This window comes from Citrobacter sp. JUb117 (genome assembly GCF_024809055.1).
GTDB classification, from domain to species: domain Bacteria; phylum Pseudomonadota; class Gammaproteobacteria; order Enterobacterales; family Enterobacteriaceae; genus Citrobacter; species Citrobacter gillenii.
Map to the genome: position 1 here is coordinate 1 of NZ_JANUFB010000002.1, position 19,633 is coordinate 19,633.

Genomic DNA, 19,633 nt, shown 5'->3' on the forward strand with positions numbered 1-19,633 from the left:
GTGATGAACATCGTGTTGGCCGCCGCCAGGTTGGCGGTATAGCTGGCCGATTCCGGGCGCACCACCCGGATACCCGGTTCATCAGGTGTGCGTGGAGTAACAGGAACTACCGGTGTACCCGGCTCTGCGGGCGTTTCCGGCCCCACCGGCGGCGGAACATACAGGCTGGTCAGGAACCAGTCCGTGCCTTTTTTCACCAGGCTGTAGTCATAAGCCCCGGCCACAATACGTCCGGATTTGGTAAAGGTGCCATCAGATGCCCCATGAACCTCCACCACACGGATACCTTCCACCGTCTGTGCGCCGCCACCGCCGGCATTGTTCACCTTCATAAAGGTGTTGCCGCTGGTATCGCCATTGACCACAATCTTGTCGGTCGTCGAGGCGTCGTCACCCAGCACGGTATTCAGCACCACCGTACCATCCTGTCCGTGCCAGCTGGTCGCGGTCAGGGTCCGTCCGGCGTTCATGGGCAGAGAGGACGGGGCCGCAAAATTAATGGTCCCGGCAAGGTTAACTTCATCGACCAGCGAGTCCGCAGTCATATTCCAGCGGCTGGTGGTGTCAATGCTGACGTCCGTCGGGTCAATCCAGCCGGTCAGGGTGGCACCGTTACGCAGGGATAACGCGGTGTTATCCTGACCGATGACGTTGCTGACCAGCTGCGCGCCGCCGTTGCTGCCATCCAGCACCAGTTCACCGCCGTCGATATGGGTGTCCCCGGTCCAGAGGGTGTTGCCGGACAGCGTCAGGGTGCCATCGCCGGCTTTGGTCAGACTTCCAGGCCCCGAGATCATCCCCGCGAGTGCAAGTGTTGTGGACGGTGAAACATCAAACTTTCCTCCACCTTGCCCCAACATCACATTACGCACCGTCGAAATATCGGCGCCGGTGGCAAGCGTGGCGTTATTCAACAGGGTAAGATTGCCGCTCGCATCACCCAGCGATTCATCAGTGATAATCGACAGAGTGCCATTACTTACCGTCCACGGCGTCAGCTGCGCGGTGGTCTCTGTTAACTGCCACGTGCTGGTACCGGTTTTATGAAATGTACTGAACCCCTGAAACTGACCATTACCTCCGGTGGCAGAAAGTTGAGCAACATCAAAGACCGTTGGCCCGGTCCCCTGCGATTGTGTCGTATCCCCACCCAACACCAGCGTATTTGTTGACCCGGTCATACCGACGACCTTGCCAAGAAACGACCATCCGGCCTGCAGTTCCAACCGATTGTCACCACCGGTAAACTCAATGGCGTTCGCCTGTCGTGATGTCGGTCCACCAAACAACGGATCGCCACTCTTTCCGCCATTAATAGCACCAGCGTTGATAATCGATAGGAATGCGCCTTTTACCCCAGCCCCACCATCGCCGAGCCGACCATTTGACGCGCTTCCGCCTTGTGCGCCCCCTTCACCCGCACCGCCTTCCCCATTGCCGCCTGCCGCAAATGATGGGCCACCGTTACCACCTGAAATCACGCCCTGGTTGATAATAGAAACCGTATTTTGACCATTATTCGCTACCAAAATACCCGCACCACCCCCACCGCTTGCAGTGATACTGGCGGAAGGACGAATGCCGCCATCACCGCCAGTGATCGTACCTCCGACGAGGTTGGTCACATTTGCATTGGTCACAACGGCGGCGCCACCACCGCCGCCGAGCGTCCTCGACCACCGACGCCACCGGTTATCGTGCCGCTTTCATTGGTCAGGTGAGTCGCCGTTCCACCGGTCAACACAACCGCCGTACCGCCGCCGCCGCCCGAACTGCTCCCGGTTCCCCCGGCGCCTCCTGTGATGGACGTACCACTCCCGGTCAAGATCAGATTCCCATCTGTCAGCATGCCGGCGCCGCCGCCGCTGCCAGTGTCCAGGTTGTTTGGCGTCCCCGTACCACCGTTCCCTCCGGTAACCGTTGCACCGTCGAGCGTCAGCGATGCACCACTGCGCACAATTATCCCGGTGCCACCACCGGCAGCGCCGGTATCGTCAGCACCCGTTCCTCCGGTGACACGGGTAGTGATCGTCTGTGACGCCGTTATCTGCATTCCAGGATCGCCCCCTAACCCGGCAGAATTCCCGTTTTGTCCATCTGCGCCTTTTCCATCAGTTACGCTGCCATCACCGCCATCATTCGTACCGCTACCGCTGCCACCACCACCGCCACCCGTGACCTGACTCCCTGCAGACCCTGGGGTACCCGATGTTGCACCATTTCCTCCAGCATAAGCATCTGATAGCGTCAGCGTACTGATGACCATGAAGGTAAACACCCCTCCCAGCCACGTAAATTTCCTGGATCGCGTAATATTCCCGTGTTGTCGATAGGCCCGGCCTGCGGGAATCATATATAAAGTCTTATTCATTATTTTACCTGTGAGGTGTTGTTATCGTCGCTCTTAGCAATAGATGTGCACATCCACAGAGCACATAAATGTGCACATCGATTATTTCAAGCAACCGAAGCGTTTGTTGGTGAATAGCGTTGCGCGGCTGAATGCGCGGTAAATAATGCTGTTCCGACTGTTACAGTTGGCGCGCTAATCTTTTAGATGGCTCCACGGTTCATTCGATAAATGAAGTCTTTTTATGACAAAAACAAAATACAACTGCATATACATTCACATTGACTAACTCTGTATTCATTGATTTTCATAAAACACAATAGGGAATAGATCACCCTGCATCTCAGCAACTTTCACCTCAACACAAAATCAATAGATATCAATTAGTTACAAGAAAAACCCAATGAGAAAGACAAAAAAATGTCACAGCAAGCTTATTTTAATGTTTCATAAGCCACCGTCATTCACATCCCGAGTTTATATTTACAGATAGTAACACGCAGAAAATAACAAATCAGCCAAATTTCAAGAAGCACTTAAATGTTTTTGCTTTGACATTTCACAATCAAATCCTCAGGCCAATAAATTCGCACCTCGGTAAAAAATTATAAACATCATCTTGATAAAAATTAATTATTTAAAAATATTAAAAAGTTTAACGCAATTCAAATAACATATAAAAATAAACATTAATAACAAGAACAAATACCAGCAATCAGTGGTTATAGCTCTTCAACCGCTATACCCACCGAAAGAGTCTGCCATCAACACACGTTTAAGTAGCCTATAAAATGAAACAATATACTCACCTGTTGGTACTATTTTTTGTCGACGCCATCACCTTTTTCCTAAGTAAAATTCATTAGACCAACTGGCGTACGACTCATACTTATCCTAGGGTTAGAATATGTCTCCATATGCCGCATTATTGTATTTTTAAAGTAAAAAATGTGGTTATTTGAAAAAGGTAAAGAATATGGCTCCAGTTATCGTCACTCGCTTAATTCTTTGTTGCAGCGCCTTTTCCATCATTTCAGCGGCTGATGCTGTTACCGCAAACGGCACGTTTCAGGTGCTAATGACGATTCAAAAAGCCTGTACCGTTACCGCAGGTTCAGGGTCAAATATTGCCCTGGGATCGGTCAATGCCACTGCGACAAATACATCGGCCAGTAATACCATTTCCATTAATTGCTCCAAGACGACACCTTATTTTATAGGTCTGGCACCTTCGGTCGCTAACGGCGGGAATACCACGGGCAGAGGGGCAATGTCCTCGGTGGCCAACGCAGCAACCAACACGGATAAAGTGCCGTACCAGTTGAACCAAACGTCTGCAACGGGTCCGGTTTGGGGTAATACAGCCACTGCGGAAAGCGTGGGAAATGGGGTGGCCTCGACCGGAACCGGGCTGGGACAAAGCTTCACTGTGTATGCCACCGCTCCGAGCGCCAACTTCACGCCTGATGACTATGCCGATCTCGTAACGGTTAACGTTAACTACTAACCTCAGGACGACCCATGACATTGAAACTGCCTGTGCAGCGGTGCGCCTTCGCGTGTCTGTCAGGAATAGCCATGAGCATTAATATCGCGGCGGCAAGCGGGCTGCAAATAGCGCCGGTTACGCTGACACTGCAGGCGACGCAAAATGCCGACGGTATCTGGTTAAGCAACGCAGGTGAAAACGTGCTGAATGCACAGGTACGCGTTTTCCACTGGCGTCAGGGAGCAGACGGCGATACGTTGTCCCCCTCTCAGGGACTGGTCATCAGCCCACCAATGCTGGCATTAGCCCCGGGTGAACGCCAGCTCATCCGCGTGATACGAACCGCGCCGCCATCAGCGTCTGTTGAAGAGGCCTATCGCTTATCCATTGATGAATTACCCCCTGCAAAATTACAAAAAAATAAACTGCAATTTGTGATGCATTATTCCGTGCCCGTGTTTATTCAACCCACAACGCAGGCTGACACAGCGGCAAAATTACAGTGGAAACTGCAACAGCGTGACGGCAAACACTTTCTTGAAGTCAGTAATCAGGGAAACGCTCATGCCCAATTATCCGCCGCCACATTTATACAACGAAATGGCGCGAAAAAAGTGATCAGTCCAGGACTGCTAGGCTACGTTCTTCCAGGTTCAACGATGCGGTGGATAGTCTCCCCGTCAGCCAGTGATACTCATTACGGCGGAAAAGTTGAAGTCACGGTCAATGGCCAAAAAACAGTACAAGAACTCTGACTGGCTCTGGCTTGTGGTGAAATATGGCGTAATTAATGGGGCCTTACTCTCGGGAATGGCCTGCGTGCACGCACAGACAAACACCCCAACGGACACGGGCATTATTCGTGATGAGTCCCCCTTGCCCGGAGTCGATTTATATCTCGACGTGACGGTCAACGGCAATGCCGCTGGATTGGTTCATTTTGGCTATGAAAACGAAAAGCTGTACGCCAGTGCCAATACCCTACGCACGCTGGGTTTTCGTCTACCAGAGGAAACTACTCAGCCTGTCGGGCTGTATGATATTGCGCAGCTGAACGTTGACTACAATAAACAACTGCAAACGCTGGCGCTAACCGTACCACTAAGTGAACTCGACCTTGCCACCACCCAGCTTAACCCACCCGCAGAAACTGCCCCGATGGCCTCCTCCGCGGGCGGCGCGTTGCTCAATTATGATATTTACACAGAGCAGGGTGACGCCAGCAGCATTAATACGTTTAGCGAACTGCGCGCTTTTAATGGTTCAGGGGTGTTAAGTACCACTCAACTCACCCAGTACTCCACTGAAACCGATGCCGATAACGCCTTTTACCGACTGGATACCAGCTGGCGCTCATCATTCCCGGAAACGATGCTGGCATTGACCGTGGGGGATACGCTGACCAGTTCGCTCACCGGCTCCCGCCCAACCCGCATCGGCGGGATTCAAATTGGGACCGATTTTGGTTTGCAGCCGTATATGCCAACCACCCCGCTTCCCGCGTATCTCGGCTCCGCAACGTTGCCGTCCAACGTAGAGTTGTATGTCGACGGGGTCAGGTACTACAACGGTGAAGTCCCGGCGGGCAGTTTTCAGATCAACACCTTGCCAAATATCAGCGGTGCGGGGACGGGTCAAGTGATGATGACAGATGCGCTGGGCAGAACGACGGTGCAAAATTTCTCTTTTTACAACGATCAACAGCTGCTGCGCGAAGGTCTGACCTCGTGGTCAGCCGAGATTGGGGTGGTGCGCGAAAACTACGGGTACGCTTCATTTGAGTATGCCAGCGCCCCGGCGATCAGCGGGACCTGGCGTCGGGGATTCAGCAGTAACTTCACCGCAGGTGCGCACGCCGAAACCAGCGACGGGCTGATTAATGCCGGTTTCAGCAACGACTGGATCCCAGATATCCACAGCGGCACATTCTCTACGGCATTGGCGGCAAGTGCGGACGCCGGGAAAAACGGTTTTTTATACAGCGTAGGATACCGCTGGTCCGGAGAGAAATTCAATTTCAGCACCAGTACTACCGCCACCTCCGGCGATTATCGTGATGTGGCGACCCATTATGGCGAACCACCACCGACGCTTAGCAGCAACACGGTGGTGGGCTATTCGCTGGCGTCCGCCGGAAATATCAGCCTGAGCTACCTGCAATTTCGCTACCCGCATGAAAGCGCCGTGCGCTATGCCAACGCCAGTTGGTACAAGTCCCTTACTGATACCGTGTCCCTTAACGCAGGGTTCAACCAGAACGTTGATGACAACCGCGACCGCAGCGTCTACCTGATGGTGACCGTCACCACTCCTCGTAATCTGAGCGTCAGCAGCACCATCCAGCGTACGAATGACGAAACCGGCTACCAGTTGAATGCCAGCCAGACGCCGCCAGCTGACGGGGGCTGGGGCTGGAACGTCGCCGCCAGCCAGCAAGCATCTCAACAAAGCGGCCAGGGGGAAGTAGGTTATTTAGGCCGTTACGGGAAAGCGTACACCGGCTTCAGCCAATTGCCGGATAACCACTATGGCTATGCCGGTGCGACCGGGTCCGTGGTGATGATGGGCGGCGGCCTGTTTGCCGCGCGTGAAATTAGCAATGGCTTTGCCGTGGTGTCGACCGACGGCATTCCCGACGTTCCCATCAAGCTACAAAACAACGTGATCGGCAGCAGTGATGACAATGGCCTGCTGCTGGTTACCTCCCTGAACAGCTATCAAAAAAACCAGATCAGCATTGACCCGATGGACCTGCCCGCCAATATGCGCATCACCCACGTCGAGGCGAATGCCACCCCTGCAGACCGTTCCGGCACGCTGGTCAGTTTTGGCATTACGCCAGTACGCGCCGCGCAGGTGATCCTCGTCGATGAACAGGGGCAGGCTATCCCCGAAGGCAGCATGGCCATTGCCACCACTGGCGCGGGCCAGTCATCACTTGTTGGGTTTGACGGGATGACCTGGTTCGACACGTTGGAACAGCACAACGCTCTGCGTATTAAGACAGAAACCGGTACCTGCAGCGTCAAATTTGACTACCCGGCCTCAGCGCGAGGCATCGTGCAAATTGGCCCACTGGTATGCCGATAACAGGAGTAATTTTATGTGGCTAAGAAATCTGACCCTGATTAGCGGATTACTCGTAAACCCAGGATTCGTTTACGCGGTCACCTGTTCGGTAAGCAACGTGCAGCCGGTTAATTTTGGCGCCGTCAATCCACTGCCAACGTCAGCTGTAACATCCGCGATGACCTTTAACTACAGCTGTGCTAAAGAGCTGGGTGACGTGCTGGCGGGGATTAATCTGTGCTTTAATATTGGCATCTCCGGCGTCAGCGGCCAGGTCACCACCAGGAATATGTCATTGAGTGGTACGCCAGCCAGAACGCTGACCTATCAGCTGTACCAGGACGCGGGACATAGCAAAATATGGGGAAGTCAGTATCAGTCGGGCGCCACCTTCCCGATGGTAAAGCTCAACTTACTTAACCTGACACCGGTGACCGGTACGCTGACGGTGTACGCGAAGCTCAACACCCCGCAAACGACCGCCGTGCCGGGAAACTATCAGGATAGCTATACGACGGCAACAGCTCTGGTGACGCTCAATCCCGGTCTGGTTTTGCCACCCACGACCTGTGGTGATACCGTCGCAGCCAGGCTACCCTTCACCGTCTCGGCCAACGTCACAAAACAGTGTGCGATCGGCTACGCCAATAACATTACCTTTAACCCGTCTAAAGCCACTGACCGCAACGTCACGGCAAGCAGTGCACTCGGGGTCGCCTGCACCAATAACACTCCCTATACCATTGGATTGCAGCCTTCCAATGGGAATACATCAGGTTATGGTGTATTGAAAGGAACCGGGGCCAATCAGGATAAAGTGCCGTATCAGCTAAGTTCAACACCTGGCCCGACGGGGACTATCTGGGGAAATACGTCGCTTAATGCAGTAGCAGGCACAGGTACGGGGTTAACCACCGATTATCCGGTGTATGCCACCGTTCCGAGCAGCAATTTTACCCCTGATAACTATGCCGATACGGTGACCATCTCGGTGACCTACTGAGAGCAGAAATGCAATAAGGAAAATACAATTTATTATCATATTCTTTACTTTTAGAGGTGCGTCATAAATCTGACAAATAGCAAGCCGCACATCTTATGCACTGCAACTGGTTTATTATCAAAAAAACCGCCCAAAACCCTGTGAATCCCGGATAATTATTCACATTCCAACTAAAAACCTAACCCACAGACATGACAATCCGTGCCCTGAAGGCAGGCCGTTGTTTGAAAAAAATGTTAAATTTACGTTTATATGGTGAGATCCACTGTATACCACGGCGAAATTAAGCACATATTACTTTTATAACTAAGGTTTATCATGGATAAGTTATCTTACGCTTCAGATAGCAGCACATCTGCCTGGAATACCTACCTGCAACAAATCGAGCGTGTGGCCCCGTACTTGGGTGAACTTTCCCACTGGGTGGATACCCTGCGTCACCCAAAACGCGCATTGATTGTCGATATCCCGGTGCAAATGGATGACGGTACCATCCGCCATTTCGAAGGATACCGCGTGCAGCACAACCTCTCCCGAGGCCCAGGTAAAGGCGGCGTGCGTTATCATCCTGATGTTGATCTTAACGAAGTGATGGCTCTTTCTGCGTGGATGACCATCAAATGCGCCGCGCTTAACCTGCCATATGGCGGTGCGAAAGGTGGCGTTCGCGTCGATCCTTTCTCATTGTCTGAAGGCGAACTGGAGCGTTTGACCCGCCGCTATACCAGTGAAATCGGCATTATCATCGGACCGCAGAAAGATATTCCTGCCCCGGATGTCGGTACCAACGGGAAAGTCATGGCGTGGATGATGGATACTTACTCCATGAACCACGGCACTACCGTGACCAGCGTGGTCACCGGTAAACCAATCCATCTTGGCGGCTCTCTGGGTCGTGATAAAGCCACCGGTCGCGGCGTATTCGTCAGCGGTCTGGAAGTAGCGCGCCGTGCCAACATCGCCGTTGAAGGCGCTCGCGTGGCAGTGCAAGGTTTTGGTAACGTGGGGAGTGAAGCAGCTCGCCTGTTCGCCGGTGCGGGTGCACGCGTGGTCGCTATTCAGGATCATACCGCCACCCTGTTTAATACCACCGGGATCGACATGACTGCGCTGACTGCATGGCAGTTAGAGCACAAACAAATTGCCGGTTTCCCGGGTGCTGAAACCATCGCCAGCGAAGCGTTCTGGAGCGTGGAGATGGATATTCTGATCCCGGCTGCGCTTGAAGGCCAGATCACCCGTCATCGCGCGGAGACGCTGACCTGTAAGCTGGTGCTCGAAGGCGCAAACGGCCCAACCTACCCGGATGCCGATGACGTACTGGCCAGCCGCGGTATCGTTGTGGTACCTGACGTGGTCTGTAACGCCGGTGGCGTTACCGTCAGCTACTTCGAATGGGTACAAGACATGGCAAGCTTCTTCTGGAGCGAAGAAGAGATCAACGCGCGCATGGATAAGATCATGACCGACGCAATGGTCCACGTGTGGGAAAAAGCCGCGGAGAAATCCTGCTCTCTGCGTACTGCCGCCTACATTGTCGCCTGTGAGCGTATTCTGCTGGCGCGTAAAGATCGTGGTATCTATCCGGGCTAAGACCGGACTCCGCTCTTGCGAACAAAACCACCTGCAATGCAGGTGGTTTTTACTTCACCTCCCCACGCTGAGGCGTTTTGCGCTAAACCTGCCGCATCTCTCATTTCCGCTGTTTTATGCACCACTACGTTTCAATACGGAACATTTATCAGCGAAGATGTTCCGTATTGAAACGCTCATTACGGCAATTTTCTTTTGACAACCCATATGCAAAATTACCTTATCGGCAGCGAGAGGTCGCCGTGGCGCTGTACATCACCGATACCCTACACCAGATGTCTGCCGTTTTTTGCAGCCATCTCAGGACTGTCTACGGAGCATAAAAATGAAAAAATTGATCAACCGTGTTGAAGACGTACTGAATGAACAACTCGCCGGGCTGGCAAAAGCCTACCCTTCTCTGGCGCTGCATCAGGACCCGGTATACGTCACTCGTGCTGACGCGCCGGTGATGGGTAAAGTGGCGCTACTTTCAGGTGGCGGCAGCGGGCATGAACCAATGCACTGCGGCTATATTGGTCAGGGCATGCTTTCCGGTGCCTGTCCGGGGGAGATTTTCACCTCGCCAACCCCGGACAAAATGTTCGAATGCGCCATGCAAATTGACGGTGGCGAAGGCGTGCTGCTAATCATCAAAAATTACACCGGTGACATTCTGAATTTTGAAACCGCTACCGAGCTGTTGCACGAAAGCGGCGTCAAGGTCACGACCATGGTTGTTGACGACGACGTAGCGGTAAAAGATAGCCTGTATACCGCCGGACGTCGCGGTGTTGCGAATACCGTGCTGATTGAAAAACTGGTCGGCGCGGCTGCCGAGCGCGGAGACTCGCTGGAAGCGTGTGCCGCATTGGGTCGCAAACTGAATAACCTCGGTCACTCTATCGGCATTGCTATCGGCGCCTGTACTGTCCCGGCCGCAGGGCAACCTTCGTTTACGCTGCAGGATAACGAAATGGAGTTTGGCGTCGGCATTCATGGGGAGCCGGGGATCGACCGACGCGCCTTCTCTTCCCTCGACCAGACCGTGGATGAAATGTTCGACACCCTGCTGGAAAACGGTCATTACAGCCGTACGCTGCGCCACTGGGACAACATCCAGGGTGCCTGGCAGGAAGGTAAAGAAACCAAACAAGCGCTGCAACAGGGCGACCGCGTCATTGCGCTGGTCAATAACCTTGGCGCAACGCCGCTATCCGAGCTGTTCGGCGTCTATAACCGTCTTGAAAGCCGCTGTCAGGATGCGGGTATCATCATCGAACGCAATCTGATTGGCTCTTACTGTACCTCTCTGGATATGACCGGCTTCTCCATCACCCTGTTAAAGGTCGATGACGAAACGCTGAACCTGTGGGATGCACCGGTGCACACCCCTGCTCTCAACTGGGGTAAATAAGGAGATTCATAATGTCCCTCAACAGAACACAAATCGTTAACTGGCTTTATCGCTGCGGTGAAATATTTACCACCGAAAGTGATTTTCTGACCGGTCTGGACCGGGAAATTGGCGACGCCGACCACGGCCTGAATATGCACCGTGGCTTCAGTAAAGTGGTCGAAAAACTGCCGTCCATTGCGGATAAAGACATCGGTTTCATTTTGAAAAACACCGGCATGGTGCTGCTTTCCAGCGTCGGCGGGGCCAGCGGTCCGCTGTTCGGCACCTTCTTCATCCGCGCCGCACAGGTGACTCAGGCCCATCAGAGCCTGACGCTGGACGAGCTGTATCAGATGATGCGCGATGGCGCAGAAGGCGTGATTAGCCGAGGTAAAGCCGAGCCCGGGGACAAAACCATGTGTGATGTCTGGGTACCGGTGGTCGAGTCGCTACGTCAGTCCTGCGAACAAAAACTGAATGTACAGGCGGCGCTGGACGCGGCGAGTCAACAAGCAGAAGCGGCTGCACAAAGCACCATCACCATGCAGGCACGTAAAGGTCGTGCCAGCTATCTGGGTGAGCGCAGTATCGGGCATCAGGATCCCGGCGCAACGTCGGTGATGTTTATGATGCAAATGCTGGTTCAGGCCGCCAGAGAGTAAGGATAAAGCGATGGTAAACCTGGTTATTGTGTCTCATAGCGCGCAGTTGGGCGCAGGCGTCGGCGAGTTAGCCCGACAGATGTTAATGGACGAAGGGTGCAAACTAGCAATCGCCGCGGGCATTGACGATCCCGATAATCCTATCGGCACCGATCCAATTAAAGTGATGGAAGCCATTGAGTCCGTCGCAGACACGGATCACGTGCTGGTGATGATGGATATCGGCAGCGCGTTATTAAGTGCGGAAACCGCCCTGGAACTGCTCGATCCGACGATCGCCGCGAAGGTACGCTTGTGCGCAGCCCCGCTGGTAGAAGGCACCCTGGCCGCAACGGTCAGCGCCGCAGCAGGTGCCGATATCGACCGCGTCATTCGCGATGCCATGAGCGCCCTCGATGCCAAATATGCGCAACTGGGTTTACCACCGTCGTCCCCGGTCGTGACCTCGCCGGAAGGCCTCTCTGCTGATGACGAGGCCCGCTCTGTTGCCGTGGTGGTCAAAAACCCCAACGGCATCCACGTTCGCCCCGCGTCACGGCTGGTCTCCACGTTGTCTGGCTTTCGCGCCGACATGCTGCTTGAGAAAAACGGTAAGTGCGTGGTCCCGGACAGCCTGAACCAAATCGCGCTGCTGCAGGTGCGTTGTAATGACACGCTGCGCTTAATTGCCAAAGGTGAACAGGCCGACGACGCGCTGGCGGCATTCAAACAGCTGGCTGCGCAGAACTTTGGTGAGTCCGTTGAACAACCACATACCGGCGGCATCACCAACTCAGCGCCGATACAAGCAACAGGGATGGCCTTTTGCTATACGCCGGTCGCCGCAGAGGTAGCCCCGCAGCCTGCCACCGATTTACCGTACGAACAGCAGCGGTTACAGGCGGCAATCCGCAATACGCTGGAGGATCTGAACTGTTTAACAGCGCTTGCCGAAGAGAAATACTCCGCCGATATCGCCGCGATTTTCTCCGGCCACCACACGCTGCTGGACGATACCGAGTTATATGACATGGCCTGCGCTATCATGCGCGAAAAACAGTGTCGCGCCGAACATGCCTGGCATACGGTATTGAGCGACCTGAGTCAGCAGTATCTCCAGCTCGACGACCCTTATTTGCAGGCGCGGTATATCGATATTGACGATTTACTGTACCGCTCGCTGCGGCATTTGACCGGAATACCCGCTCAAATCCCGACCTTTATTCGCCCGACAATCCTGGTGGCAGACGTCATTTACCCGTCCACCGTACTGCAGTTGGATCCGCTGACCATCAAAGGCATCTGTTTGCGCGCGGGCAGCGAGGCGTCCCATTCGGCAATCATTGCCCGCGAGATGGGGATCGGCTGGGTATGCCAGCAGGGTGAAGCGCTCGACGCCATCAAAATGGGGGACACCCTGACCCTTGACTGCGCGGCACATCAGGTCATCCGCGTGGGCTAAACGCCGCTGCACGTCCTGTTATCACAAAGGGCGTGCAGCTTTCACATCACGTGCAGAAACGTCTGTTTGTTCGCAAAATAGGGTCCCTATAACGCGTAACGGTCGATCCTGGACTAAGGTTTTCTCATGGTAAATGCCGCAACTTCGGCACGCCGCTAAGGAGATTACCCGATGATAACGCCAGCAATTCGCCATCCTGGCCTGCTCTCTGTTACAGTAAAACTCACGCTCGCAAGTACCCTTTTGGCCCTTGCTTCATTCGGCGCCCACGCCGAGGAACAGCCCGCCGCAACGCCGCAGCCCCCTGATATCCTGCTCGGCCCTCTGTTTAATGATGTGCAAACCGCCAAGCTGTTCCCGGATCAGAAAACCTTTGCCGATGCAGTGCCCAATAGCGATCCGCTGATGATCCTTGCTGATTATCGGATGCAAAAAAACCAGTCCGGCTTCGATCTTCGTCATTTCGTCGGTGTGAATTTTACGCTGCCCAAAGAGGGTGAGAAATACGTACCGCCCGCCGGGCAGTCGCTGCGTGAGCATATCGACGGGCTGTGGCCGGTGCTAACGCGCTCGACGACTGACGTGGAAAAATGGGACTCATTGCTGCCACTGCCGGAGCCGTATGTGGTGCCCGGCGGGCGTTTTCGCGAAATTTATTACTGGGACAGCTATTTCACTATGCTGGGGCTTGCCGAGAGCAACCACTGGGACAAGGTCTCCGACATGGTGGCGAACTTCGCTTACGAGATTGATGCCTGGGGACACATTCCTAACGGTAACCGCAGCTATTATCTGAGCCGCTCCCAGCCGCCGTTCTTCGCCTTTATGGTTGAACTGCTGGCGCAGCACGACGGTAATGATGCGCTGAAAAAATACCTGCCGCAGATGCAGAAAGAGTACAGCTACTGGATGGAGGGCGTCGAAACGCTTAAGCCAGGTCAGCAGAACAAACGGGTAGTCAAACTGGCTGACGGCACGGTGTTAAACCGCTACTGGGATGACCGTGATACGCCAAGACCCGAGTCCTGGGTTGAAGATATTGCCACCGCCAAAAGCAATCCGAACCGTCCGGCCACCGACATTTACCGCGACCTGCGTTCGGCCGCCGCCTCGGGCTGGGATTTTAGCTCACGTTGGATGGACAACCCGAACCAGTTAAGCACCCTGCACACCACCAGCATCGTCCCTGTCGATCTCAATGCGCTGCTGTACAAGATGGAAAAAATGATTGCGCTTGCCAGCAAAGCCGCAGGGGATGAAGCCAAAGCTACACAGTACGAAGGCTTCGCTAATGCGCGACAAAAAGGGATTGAAAGCTACCTGTGGAACGATAAAGAGGGCTGGTATGCCGACTACGATTTAAAAAGTCAGAAAGTACGCAATCAACTGACCGCCGCCGCCCTGTTCCCGTTGTATGTCAATGCGGCGGCCAACGATCGCGCCAGCAAGGTGGCTGCGGCGACCCAGGCGCATCTGCTGCAACCCGGCGGTCTTGCCACAACGTCGGTGAAAAGCGGTCAACAGTGGGATGCCCCGAACGGCTGGGCACCACTCCAGTGGGTTGCAGCGTCCGGGTTACAAAACTACGGCCAGGATAAGGTCGCCATGGAGGTCACCTGGCGCTTCCTGACCAACGTGCAGCATACCTATGACCGGGAGAAAAAGCTGGTTGAAAAATACGACGTCAGCAGCACAGGAACCGGCGGTGGCGGTGGCGAGTACCCGTTACAGGACGGCTTTGGCTGGACCAACGGCGTCACCTTAAAAATGCTCGACCTGATTTGCTCCAAAGAAAAACCCTGTGATAGCGTCCCGTCGACACGACCAGTAACTGAAAAAACAACGCAGACCGTGCAATAAATCACACCAGATTAGCCATGAGAGGCGGCCCCCGCAGGGGCCGCTGAATTAATCTCGCCGTACCAACCGGAAAATCCCCAGCACGAGAATGGCACCGACGACGGCCACCAGGAAACTGTGCAGATTAAACCCGCTGATATCTCCCCCGATACCAAACATGGTTGCCAGCCATCCGCCAACCACAGCCCCGACAATGCCGAGAATACAGGTCAGAATAAATCCTCCGCCATCGCGCCCCGGCATGAGCAGTTTAGCGATAACACCCGCAATCAGACCAAAAATAATCCAGGCAATAATTCCCATTTTCAGGCCCTCTTTCCAATGAACGCACGCGCAAGCCATTCCTGCGCCAGTACGTTAAGTATAGGCAAGCCGTCGCCCGGCGTTTTTCTACAGCTTGCGTTCAGCGGACTTAATAAAAAATTTCATCCATTTGTATTAAGTTCTGTCGCGCGATGCCGATAATCCAACGACAAACCAGGCATCCAGGAGTCATTAGGTGTGAGCAACTACCATGAGCAGTTCCTGAAGCAAAATCCATTGGCGGTGTTAGGCGTTCTCCGCGACTTAAATTCACAGCAGATCCCCCTGCGAATCTCCTGGTCAGGAGGGCAATTCATCAGCAAAATTCTCGCGGTGAGCCCGGATGAATTAGTTATGGATTTTGGCAGCCAGGAATATGAAAACCAGGCCGTTCAGCGGGCAAACCACGTCTCTGTCATCGCTGAAACGCAGGGCGCCAAGGTCGAGTTCACCCTGCCTCAGCTCAAAAAAGGGGAATTTCAACGGTTGCCGGCATTTATCTCGTCGCTGCCGCCCGCGCTGTGGTTTGTCCAGCGCCGGGAATATTTCCGTATTGGTGCCCCATTGCATCCGCCCTATCACTGCACGGCAAAAATGCCGGACAACAGCATTTTACGTTTTCGGTTGTTCGATTTATCGCTCGGCGGGATGGGCGCGTTGTTAGAAGAGGCAAAACCAGAAGGACTGGTGGAGGGCATGCGCTTTTCGCAGGTTGAAATCAACATGGAACAATGGGGAGTGTACCACGTTGACGCCCAGCTTATTTCCATCAGCGAGCGCAAAGTTATCGACGGGAAAAATGAAACCATCACTACTCCCCGCCTGAGCTTCCGTTTTCTCAACGTCAGCCCGGCGGTGGAGCGGAACTTACAGCGGATTATTTTTTCACTCGAACGTGAGGCCCGGGAAAAATCCAACAAGGTACGCGAGTAACCTCACGCGAACTACATCACATCCAGCGCTTGCTGAAGCTTCCAGATATAACGCGGAGCCTGCGGCGCCGGATGATTATCAGCCACATGCTCAATAAATTCATCCGGACTGAGATCGTTGATTTTGTTGATGGCTTTTTTCCTGTCGGAGGAGAATGTCCGCAGCAACGCCCCCGCACCGTTGGCATATGACACCACCAGCGCATATTGCATCACCTGTGGGTCTTCGATGCCGGCCAATGGTCCGGTTTCGAGAATATTCAGGTACGCGGCACCCATTGAGATATTGCGCTCAGGGTTTTTCAGCTCACTGGTTGACGGCTCGCCACTCCAGCCCATCCGACGGTAGACATCCCGTCCGGAGGTAGAGGCTTTGAGCTGCATCAGCCCAACGGCGTTAGATTTACTGACCGCATTCGGATTTCCGCCTGATTCAATGGCGATGATGGCCGTAATCAATTGTGGGCTTACCCCCCAGGCCGCGCCGGCTTTTTCACTGATCGGCATCCATTGCATTGCGCGTTTAACCGGAACTTCAGCATTCCATGGCGGATTTTTGTAATCCTGTTTTGAACTACAGCCCGCAAGTAATACAACCAAAAAAGCAAACCATCTCAATTTCACGTCATCTATCCTTATAGCCGGAACCTGTCGCTGAGGTGACAACGACATACCTACGCGGCATGATATACATTTGGTTTTAGTTGTAGCAAGGAAATGCCATGTCCCGGTTTCACTTAATTGCCCCCTCGGGCTACTGTATCAACCAGCAAGCGGCATTGCGCGGGCTTTCGCGCCTTACTGAGGCCGGTCATCAGGTCACAAACTCGGCGGTTATTGCACGTCGCTACCAGCGTTTTGCCGGGACGGAAACCGAACGGTTGGCGGATGTGAATGCATTGGTTGAGCTGAAAACGCACGATACCATTGTACTGGCGGTGCGCGGCGGCTATGGCGCCAGCCGTTTACTGGATGCTATTGACTGGCAGGCACTGACCGCCCGCCAGCAACACGACCCACTGCTCATTTGCGGACACAGCGACTTTACGGCAATCCAGTGCGGCCTGCTGGCACAAGGCAACGTCATTACCTTCAGCGGCCCGATGTTAGCGGCCAATTTTGGTGCCGAAGAAATGAACGCGTTTACCGAACACCATTTCTGGCAGGCATTACGCAATGCGCAATTTACTATCGACTGGCAAGGTGATGGTCCGGACTGCGCCACCGAAGGCACGCTGTGGGGCGGTAATCTGGCGATGCTCATTTCGCTGATTGGCACCCCGTATATGCCCGCCATTGATAACGGTATTCTGGTGCTGGAAGACATTAATGAGCATCCGTTCCGCGTCGAGCGCATGCTGTTGCAGCTGTACCACGCGGGCATTTTAGCCCGTCAGAACGCCATTATTCTCGGCAGTTTTAGCGGCAGCGCACCAAACGATTACGACGCTGGCTACAATCTAGAGGAAGTCTGCACATTTCTACATGCCAGACTGTCGGTACCGTTGATTAGCGGTCTCGATTTTGGTCACGAACAGCGTACCGTCACGCTCCCGCTCGGGGCAAAAGCGGTGCTGAAAAACGTGAAAAATAGCAGCCAGCTCACCTTAACCGGGCATCCGGTGCTGAAATCGTAAAAAAAGCCGCTAACAGGGCTAAGTAAAACGCTGTTTCTGCCGCTAATATGTTAGGGTTTGTTAATACGAAACAGCGTAATTCAGGAGTAACCGAACGTTGGATGCCGCAGCAATTATTAGCCTTTTTATTTTGGGTTCCGTTCTCGTCACCTGCAGTATCTTACTCAGTTCATTCTCATCACGTCTTGGTATCCCGATCCTGGTGATATTTCTCGCGATCGGTATGTTAGCGGGCGTAGATGGCATTGGCGGTATTCCTTTTGATAACTACCCTTTCGCCTACATGGTGAGTAACCTGGCGCTGGCGGTTATCCTGCTTGATGGCGGGATGCGTACCCAGGCCAGTTCCTTTCGCGTAGCGCTCGGTCCGGCATTATCACTGGCGACCGTGGGCGTGCTGATCACCTCCGGCTTAACCGGCATGATGGCCGCGTGGCTGTTTCATCTGGATCTCATCGAGGGTTTATTGATTGGCGCGATTGTTGGCTCAACCGACGCCGCGGCGGTATTTTCCCTGCTCGGTGGGAAGGGTCTGAACGAACGTGTCGGCTCGACGCTGGAAATAGAATCGGGCAGCAATGACCCGATGGCGGTGTTTCTGACCATCACGCTAATTGAAATGATCCAAAACCACGAGACCGGCTTAAGCTGGATGTTCGCGGTGCATATTATTCAACAGTTCGGTCTGGGTATTGCGCTGGGTCTGGGTGGCGGTTATCTGCTCCAGCAAATGATTAACCGGATTTCGCTGCCTGCCGGATTGTATCCACTGCTGGCGTTAAGCGGCGGGATCTTGATTTTTGCCCTCACCACCGCGCTGGAAGGCAGCGGTATTCTGGCGGTCTACCTGTGTGGTTTCCTGTTGGGTAATCGCCCCATTCGCAACCGGTTCGGTATTCTACAAAACTTTGACGGCCTGGCCTGGCTGGCGCAAATCGCCATGTTCCTGGTACTGGGTCTGCTGGTGACGCCATCCGACCTGCTGCCCATTGCCATTCCGGCGCTGATTTTGTCTGCCTGGATGATTTTCGTTGCCCGCCCGCTGTCGGTGTTCGCCGGGCTGCTGCCGTTCCGGGGTTTTAATCTGCGTGAGCGCATTTTCATCAGTTGGGTCGGCTTGCGCGGTGCGGTGCCGATCATCCTCGCCGTCTTCCCGATGATGGCCGGGCTGGACAATGCCCGTCTGTTCTTTAACGTGGCGTTCTTCGTCGTCCTGATTTCGCTGTTGTTTCAGGGGACATCGCTCTCTTGGGCTGCCAAAAAAGCCAAAGTGGTGGTTCCACCGGTCGGCTGGCCCGTTTCGCGCATTGGTCTGGATATTCATCCTGACAATCCCTGGGAGCAGTTTGTTTATCAACTGAGTGCCGATAAATGGTGTGTGGGGGCCGCACTACGCGACCTGCATATGCCAGACGAGACGCGAATTGCCGCGCTGTTTCGTGACAACGTGCTGTTTCATCCGTCGGGCAGCACCCGCCTGCGTGAAGGTGACGTATTGTGCGTTATTGGTCGCGAGCGCGATCTTCCCGCATTAGGCAAGCTGTTCAGCCAGTCGCCGCCGGTCGCGTTAGACCAGCGTTTCTTTGGTGACTTTATTCTCGAAGCCAGCGCCAAATACGCCGACGTGGCGCTGATTTACGGGTTGGAAGATGGCACTGAATATCGCGATAAGCAGCAGACACTGGGTGAGATCGTCCAGCAATTGTTAGGCGCCGCACCGGTGGTCGGCGACCAGGTCGAATTTGCCGGGATGATCTGGACTGTGGCCGAGAAAGAAGATAATTCGGTGCTGAAAGTCGGCGTTCGCGTGGCAGAAGATGAGGATGAATAATAGTGGTGTTTTTGCCGGGTAGCGGCTGCGCCTTACCCGGCTTACAAATGTACAGCTATTGTAGGCCTGATAAGCGCAGCGCCAT

Annotated in this window: 16 protein-coding genes; 12 read left to right on the forward strand and 4 right to left on the reverse strand. The window is 54.1% G+C overall.

Annotated elements, in window-relative coordinates:
* Both M2374_RS03895 and M2374_RS03900 read right to left on the reverse strand, forming a co-directional pair.
* Positions 1–1,640 (reverse strand): autotransporter outer membrane beta-barrel domain-containing protein (locus M2374_RS03895; RefSeq protein WP_259153944.1); only part of this gene is annotated, 1,640 nt, incomplete at its 3' end.
* Complete coding sequence (locus M2374_RS03900; RefSeq protein WP_181689022.1) at positions 1,637–2,266, reverse strand: hypothetical protein; 630 nt, start codon at positions 2,264–2,266, stop codon at positions 1,637–1,639. The genes M2374_RS03895 and M2374_RS03900, both read right to left, overlap by 4 nt.
* A 1,060-nt stretch (positions 2,267–3,326) precedes the next feature.
* Between M2374_RS03900 and M2374_RS03905 the strand changes: the two genes are divergently transcribed.
* The 9 genes from M2374_RS03905 (at position 3,327) to M2374_RS03945 (ending at position 14,845) form a co-directional block, all read left to right on the forward strand.
* Complete coding sequence (locus M2374_RS03905; RefSeq protein WP_096756748.1) at positions 3,327–3,857, forward strand: spore coat protein U domain-containing protein; 531 nt, start codon at positions 3,327–3,329, stop codon at positions 3,855–3,857.
* Positions 3,858–3,871: 14 nt separating this feature from the next.
* On the forward strand, positions 3,872–4,594 hold the full coding sequence (locus M2374_RS03910) for a molecular chaperone (RefSeq protein ID WP_135911891.1): 723 nt from the start codon (positions 3,872–3,874) through the stop codon (positions 4,592–4,594).
* Positions 4,566–6,929: a fimbria/pilus outer membrane usher protein gene (locus M2374_RS03915; protein ID WP_181689021.1), complete on the forward strand. Its 2,364-nt coding sequence runs from the start codon at positions 4,566–4,568 to the stop codon at positions 6,927–6,929. Before M2374_RS03910 ends, M2374_RS03915 begins: the two co-directional genes overlap by 29 nt.
* Positions 6,930–6,942: 13 nt before the next feature.
* Entirely contained in the window at positions 6,943–7,911 is a 969-nt protein-coding gene (locus tag M2374_RS03920) for a spore coat protein U domain-containing protein (protein ID WP_117342920.1), read from the forward strand.
* 318 nt (positions 7,912–8,229) lie between these two features.
* Positions 8,230–9,504, forward strand: a complete 1,275-nt coding sequence (locus M2374_RS03925) for a Glu/Leu/Phe/Val dehydrogenase (RefSeq protein WP_096756744.1) — start codon at positions 8,230–8,232, stop codon at positions 9,502–9,504.
* 325 nt (positions 9,505–9,829) lie between these two features.
* On the forward strand, positions 9,830–10,900 hold the full coding sequence (gene dhaK / locus M2374_RS03930) for a dihydroxyacetone kinase subunit DhaK (protein WP_135911887.1): 1,071 nt from the start codon (positions 9,830–9,832) through the stop codon (positions 10,898–10,900).
* Between the two features lie 11 nt (positions 10,901–10,911).
* On the forward strand, positions 10,912–11,544 hold the full coding sequence (gene dhaL / locus M2374_RS03935; RefSeq protein WP_181689020.1) for a dihydroxyacetone kinase subunit DhaL: 633 nt from the start codon (positions 10,912–10,914) through the stop codon (positions 11,542–11,544).
* A gap of 10 nt (positions 11,545–11,554) precedes the next feature.
* Positions 11,555–12,985: a dihydroxyacetone kinase phosphoryl donor subunit DhaM gene (gene dhaM / locus M2374_RS03940; RefSeq protein ID WP_135911885.1), complete on the forward strand. Its 1,431-nt coding sequence runs from the start codon at positions 11,555–11,557 to the stop codon at positions 12,983–12,985.
* A gap of 171 nt (positions 12,986–13,156) precedes the next feature.
* Positions 13,157–14,845, forward strand: a complete 1,689-nt coding sequence (locus M2374_RS03945; RefSeq protein ID WP_181689019.1) for an alpha,alpha-trehalase — start codon at positions 13,157–13,159, stop codon at positions 14,843–14,845.
* A 48-nt stretch (positions 14,846–14,893) separates the two neighbouring features.
* Here M2374_RS03945 and M2374_RS03950 read toward each other — a convergent pair whose 3' ends face one another.
* Positions 14,894–15,148, reverse strand: coding sequence for a GlsB/YeaQ/YmgE family stress response membrane protein (locus M2374_RS03950; RefSeq protein ID WP_115259931.1), 255 nt, complete (start codon positions 15,146–15,148; stop codon positions 14,894–14,896).
* A gap of 198 nt (positions 15,149–15,346) precedes the next feature.
* Between M2374_RS03950 and M2374_RS03955 the strand changes: the two genes are divergently transcribed.
* On the forward strand, positions 15,347–16,081 hold the full coding sequence (locus M2374_RS03955) for a flagellar brake protein (protein WP_115258258.1): 735 nt from the start codon (positions 15,347–15,349) through the stop codon (positions 16,079–16,081).
* Positions 16,082–16,092: 11 nt separating this feature from the next.
* Here M2374_RS03955 and emtA read toward each other — a convergent pair whose 3' ends face one another.
* On the reverse strand, positions 16,093–16,704 hold the full coding sequence (gene emtA, locus M2374_RS03960) for a membrane-bound lytic murein transglycosylase EmtA (RefSeq protein ID WP_096756738.1): 612 nt from the start codon (positions 16,702–16,704) through the stop codon (positions 16,093–16,095).
* Positions 16,705–16,802: 98 nt separating this feature from the next.
* Here emtA and ldcA point away from each other — a divergent pair, with 98 nt between their 5' ends.
* Together ldcA and M2374_RS03970 are read left to right on the forward strand one after the other, a co-directional pair.
* Positions 16,803–17,717 (forward strand): muramoyltetrapeptide carboxypeptidase, encoded by a 915-nt coding sequence (ldcA, locus tag M2374_RS03965; RefSeq protein WP_259153947.1) that lies wholly within the window; start codon positions 16,803–16,805, stop codon positions 17,715–17,717.
* 97 nt (positions 17,718–17,814) lie between these two features.
* The gene (locus M2374_RS03970) at positions 17,815–19,548 is read left to right on the forward strand and encodes a potassium/proton antiporter (protein ID WP_096756736.1); all 1,734 of its coding nucleotides are present in this window, start codon (positions 17,815–17,817) and stop codon (positions 19,546–19,548) included.
* Positions 19,549–19,633 lie beyond the last annotated feature (85 nt).

Coding starts and splice junctions, on each gene's coding strand:
- M2374_RS03900 (WP_181689022.1), bottom strand. CDS start 2,266: ATGGTCATCAGTACGCTGACGCTATCAGATGCTTATGCTGGAGGAAAT.
- M2374_RS03905 (WP_096756748.1), top strand. CDS start 3,327: ATGGCTCCAGTTATCGTCACTCGCTTAATTCTTTGTTGCAGCGCCTTT.
- M2374_RS03910 (WP_135911891.1), top strand. CDS start 3,872: ATGACATTGAAACTGCCTGTGCAGCGGTGCGCCTTCGCGTGTCTGTCA.
- M2374_RS03915 (WP_181689021.1), top strand. CDS start 4,566: ATGGCCAAAAAACAGTACAAGAACTCTGACTGGCTCTGGCTTGTGGTG.
- M2374_RS03920 (WP_117342920.1), top strand. CDS start 6,943: ATGTGGCTAAGAAATCTGACCCTGATTAGCGGATTACTCGTAAACCCA.
- M2374_RS03925 (WP_096756744.1), top strand. CDS start 8,230: ATGGATAAGTTATCTTACGCTTCAGATAGCAGCACATCTGCCTGGAAT.
- dhaK (WP_135911887.1), top strand. CDS start 9,830: ATGAAAAAATTGATCAACCGTGTTGAAGACGTACTGAATGAACAACTC.
- dhaL (WP_181689020.1), top strand. CDS start 10,912: ATGTCCCTCAACAGAACACAAATCGTTAACTGGCTTTATCGCTGCGGT.
- dhaM (WP_135911885.1), top strand. CDS start 11,555: ATGGTAAACCTGGTTATTGTGTCTCATAGCGCGCAGTTGGGCGCAGGC.
- M2374_RS03945 (WP_181689019.1), top strand. CDS start 13,157: ATGATAACGCCAGCAATTCGCCATCCTGGCCTGCTCTCTGTTACAGTA.
- M2374_RS03950 (WP_115259931.1), bottom strand. CDS start 15,148: ATGGGAATTATTGCCTGGATTATTTTTGGTCTGATTGCGGGTGTTATC.
- ldcA (WP_259153947.1), top strand. CDS start 16,803: ATGTCCCGGTTTCACTTAATTGCCCCCTCGGGCTACTGTATCAACCAG.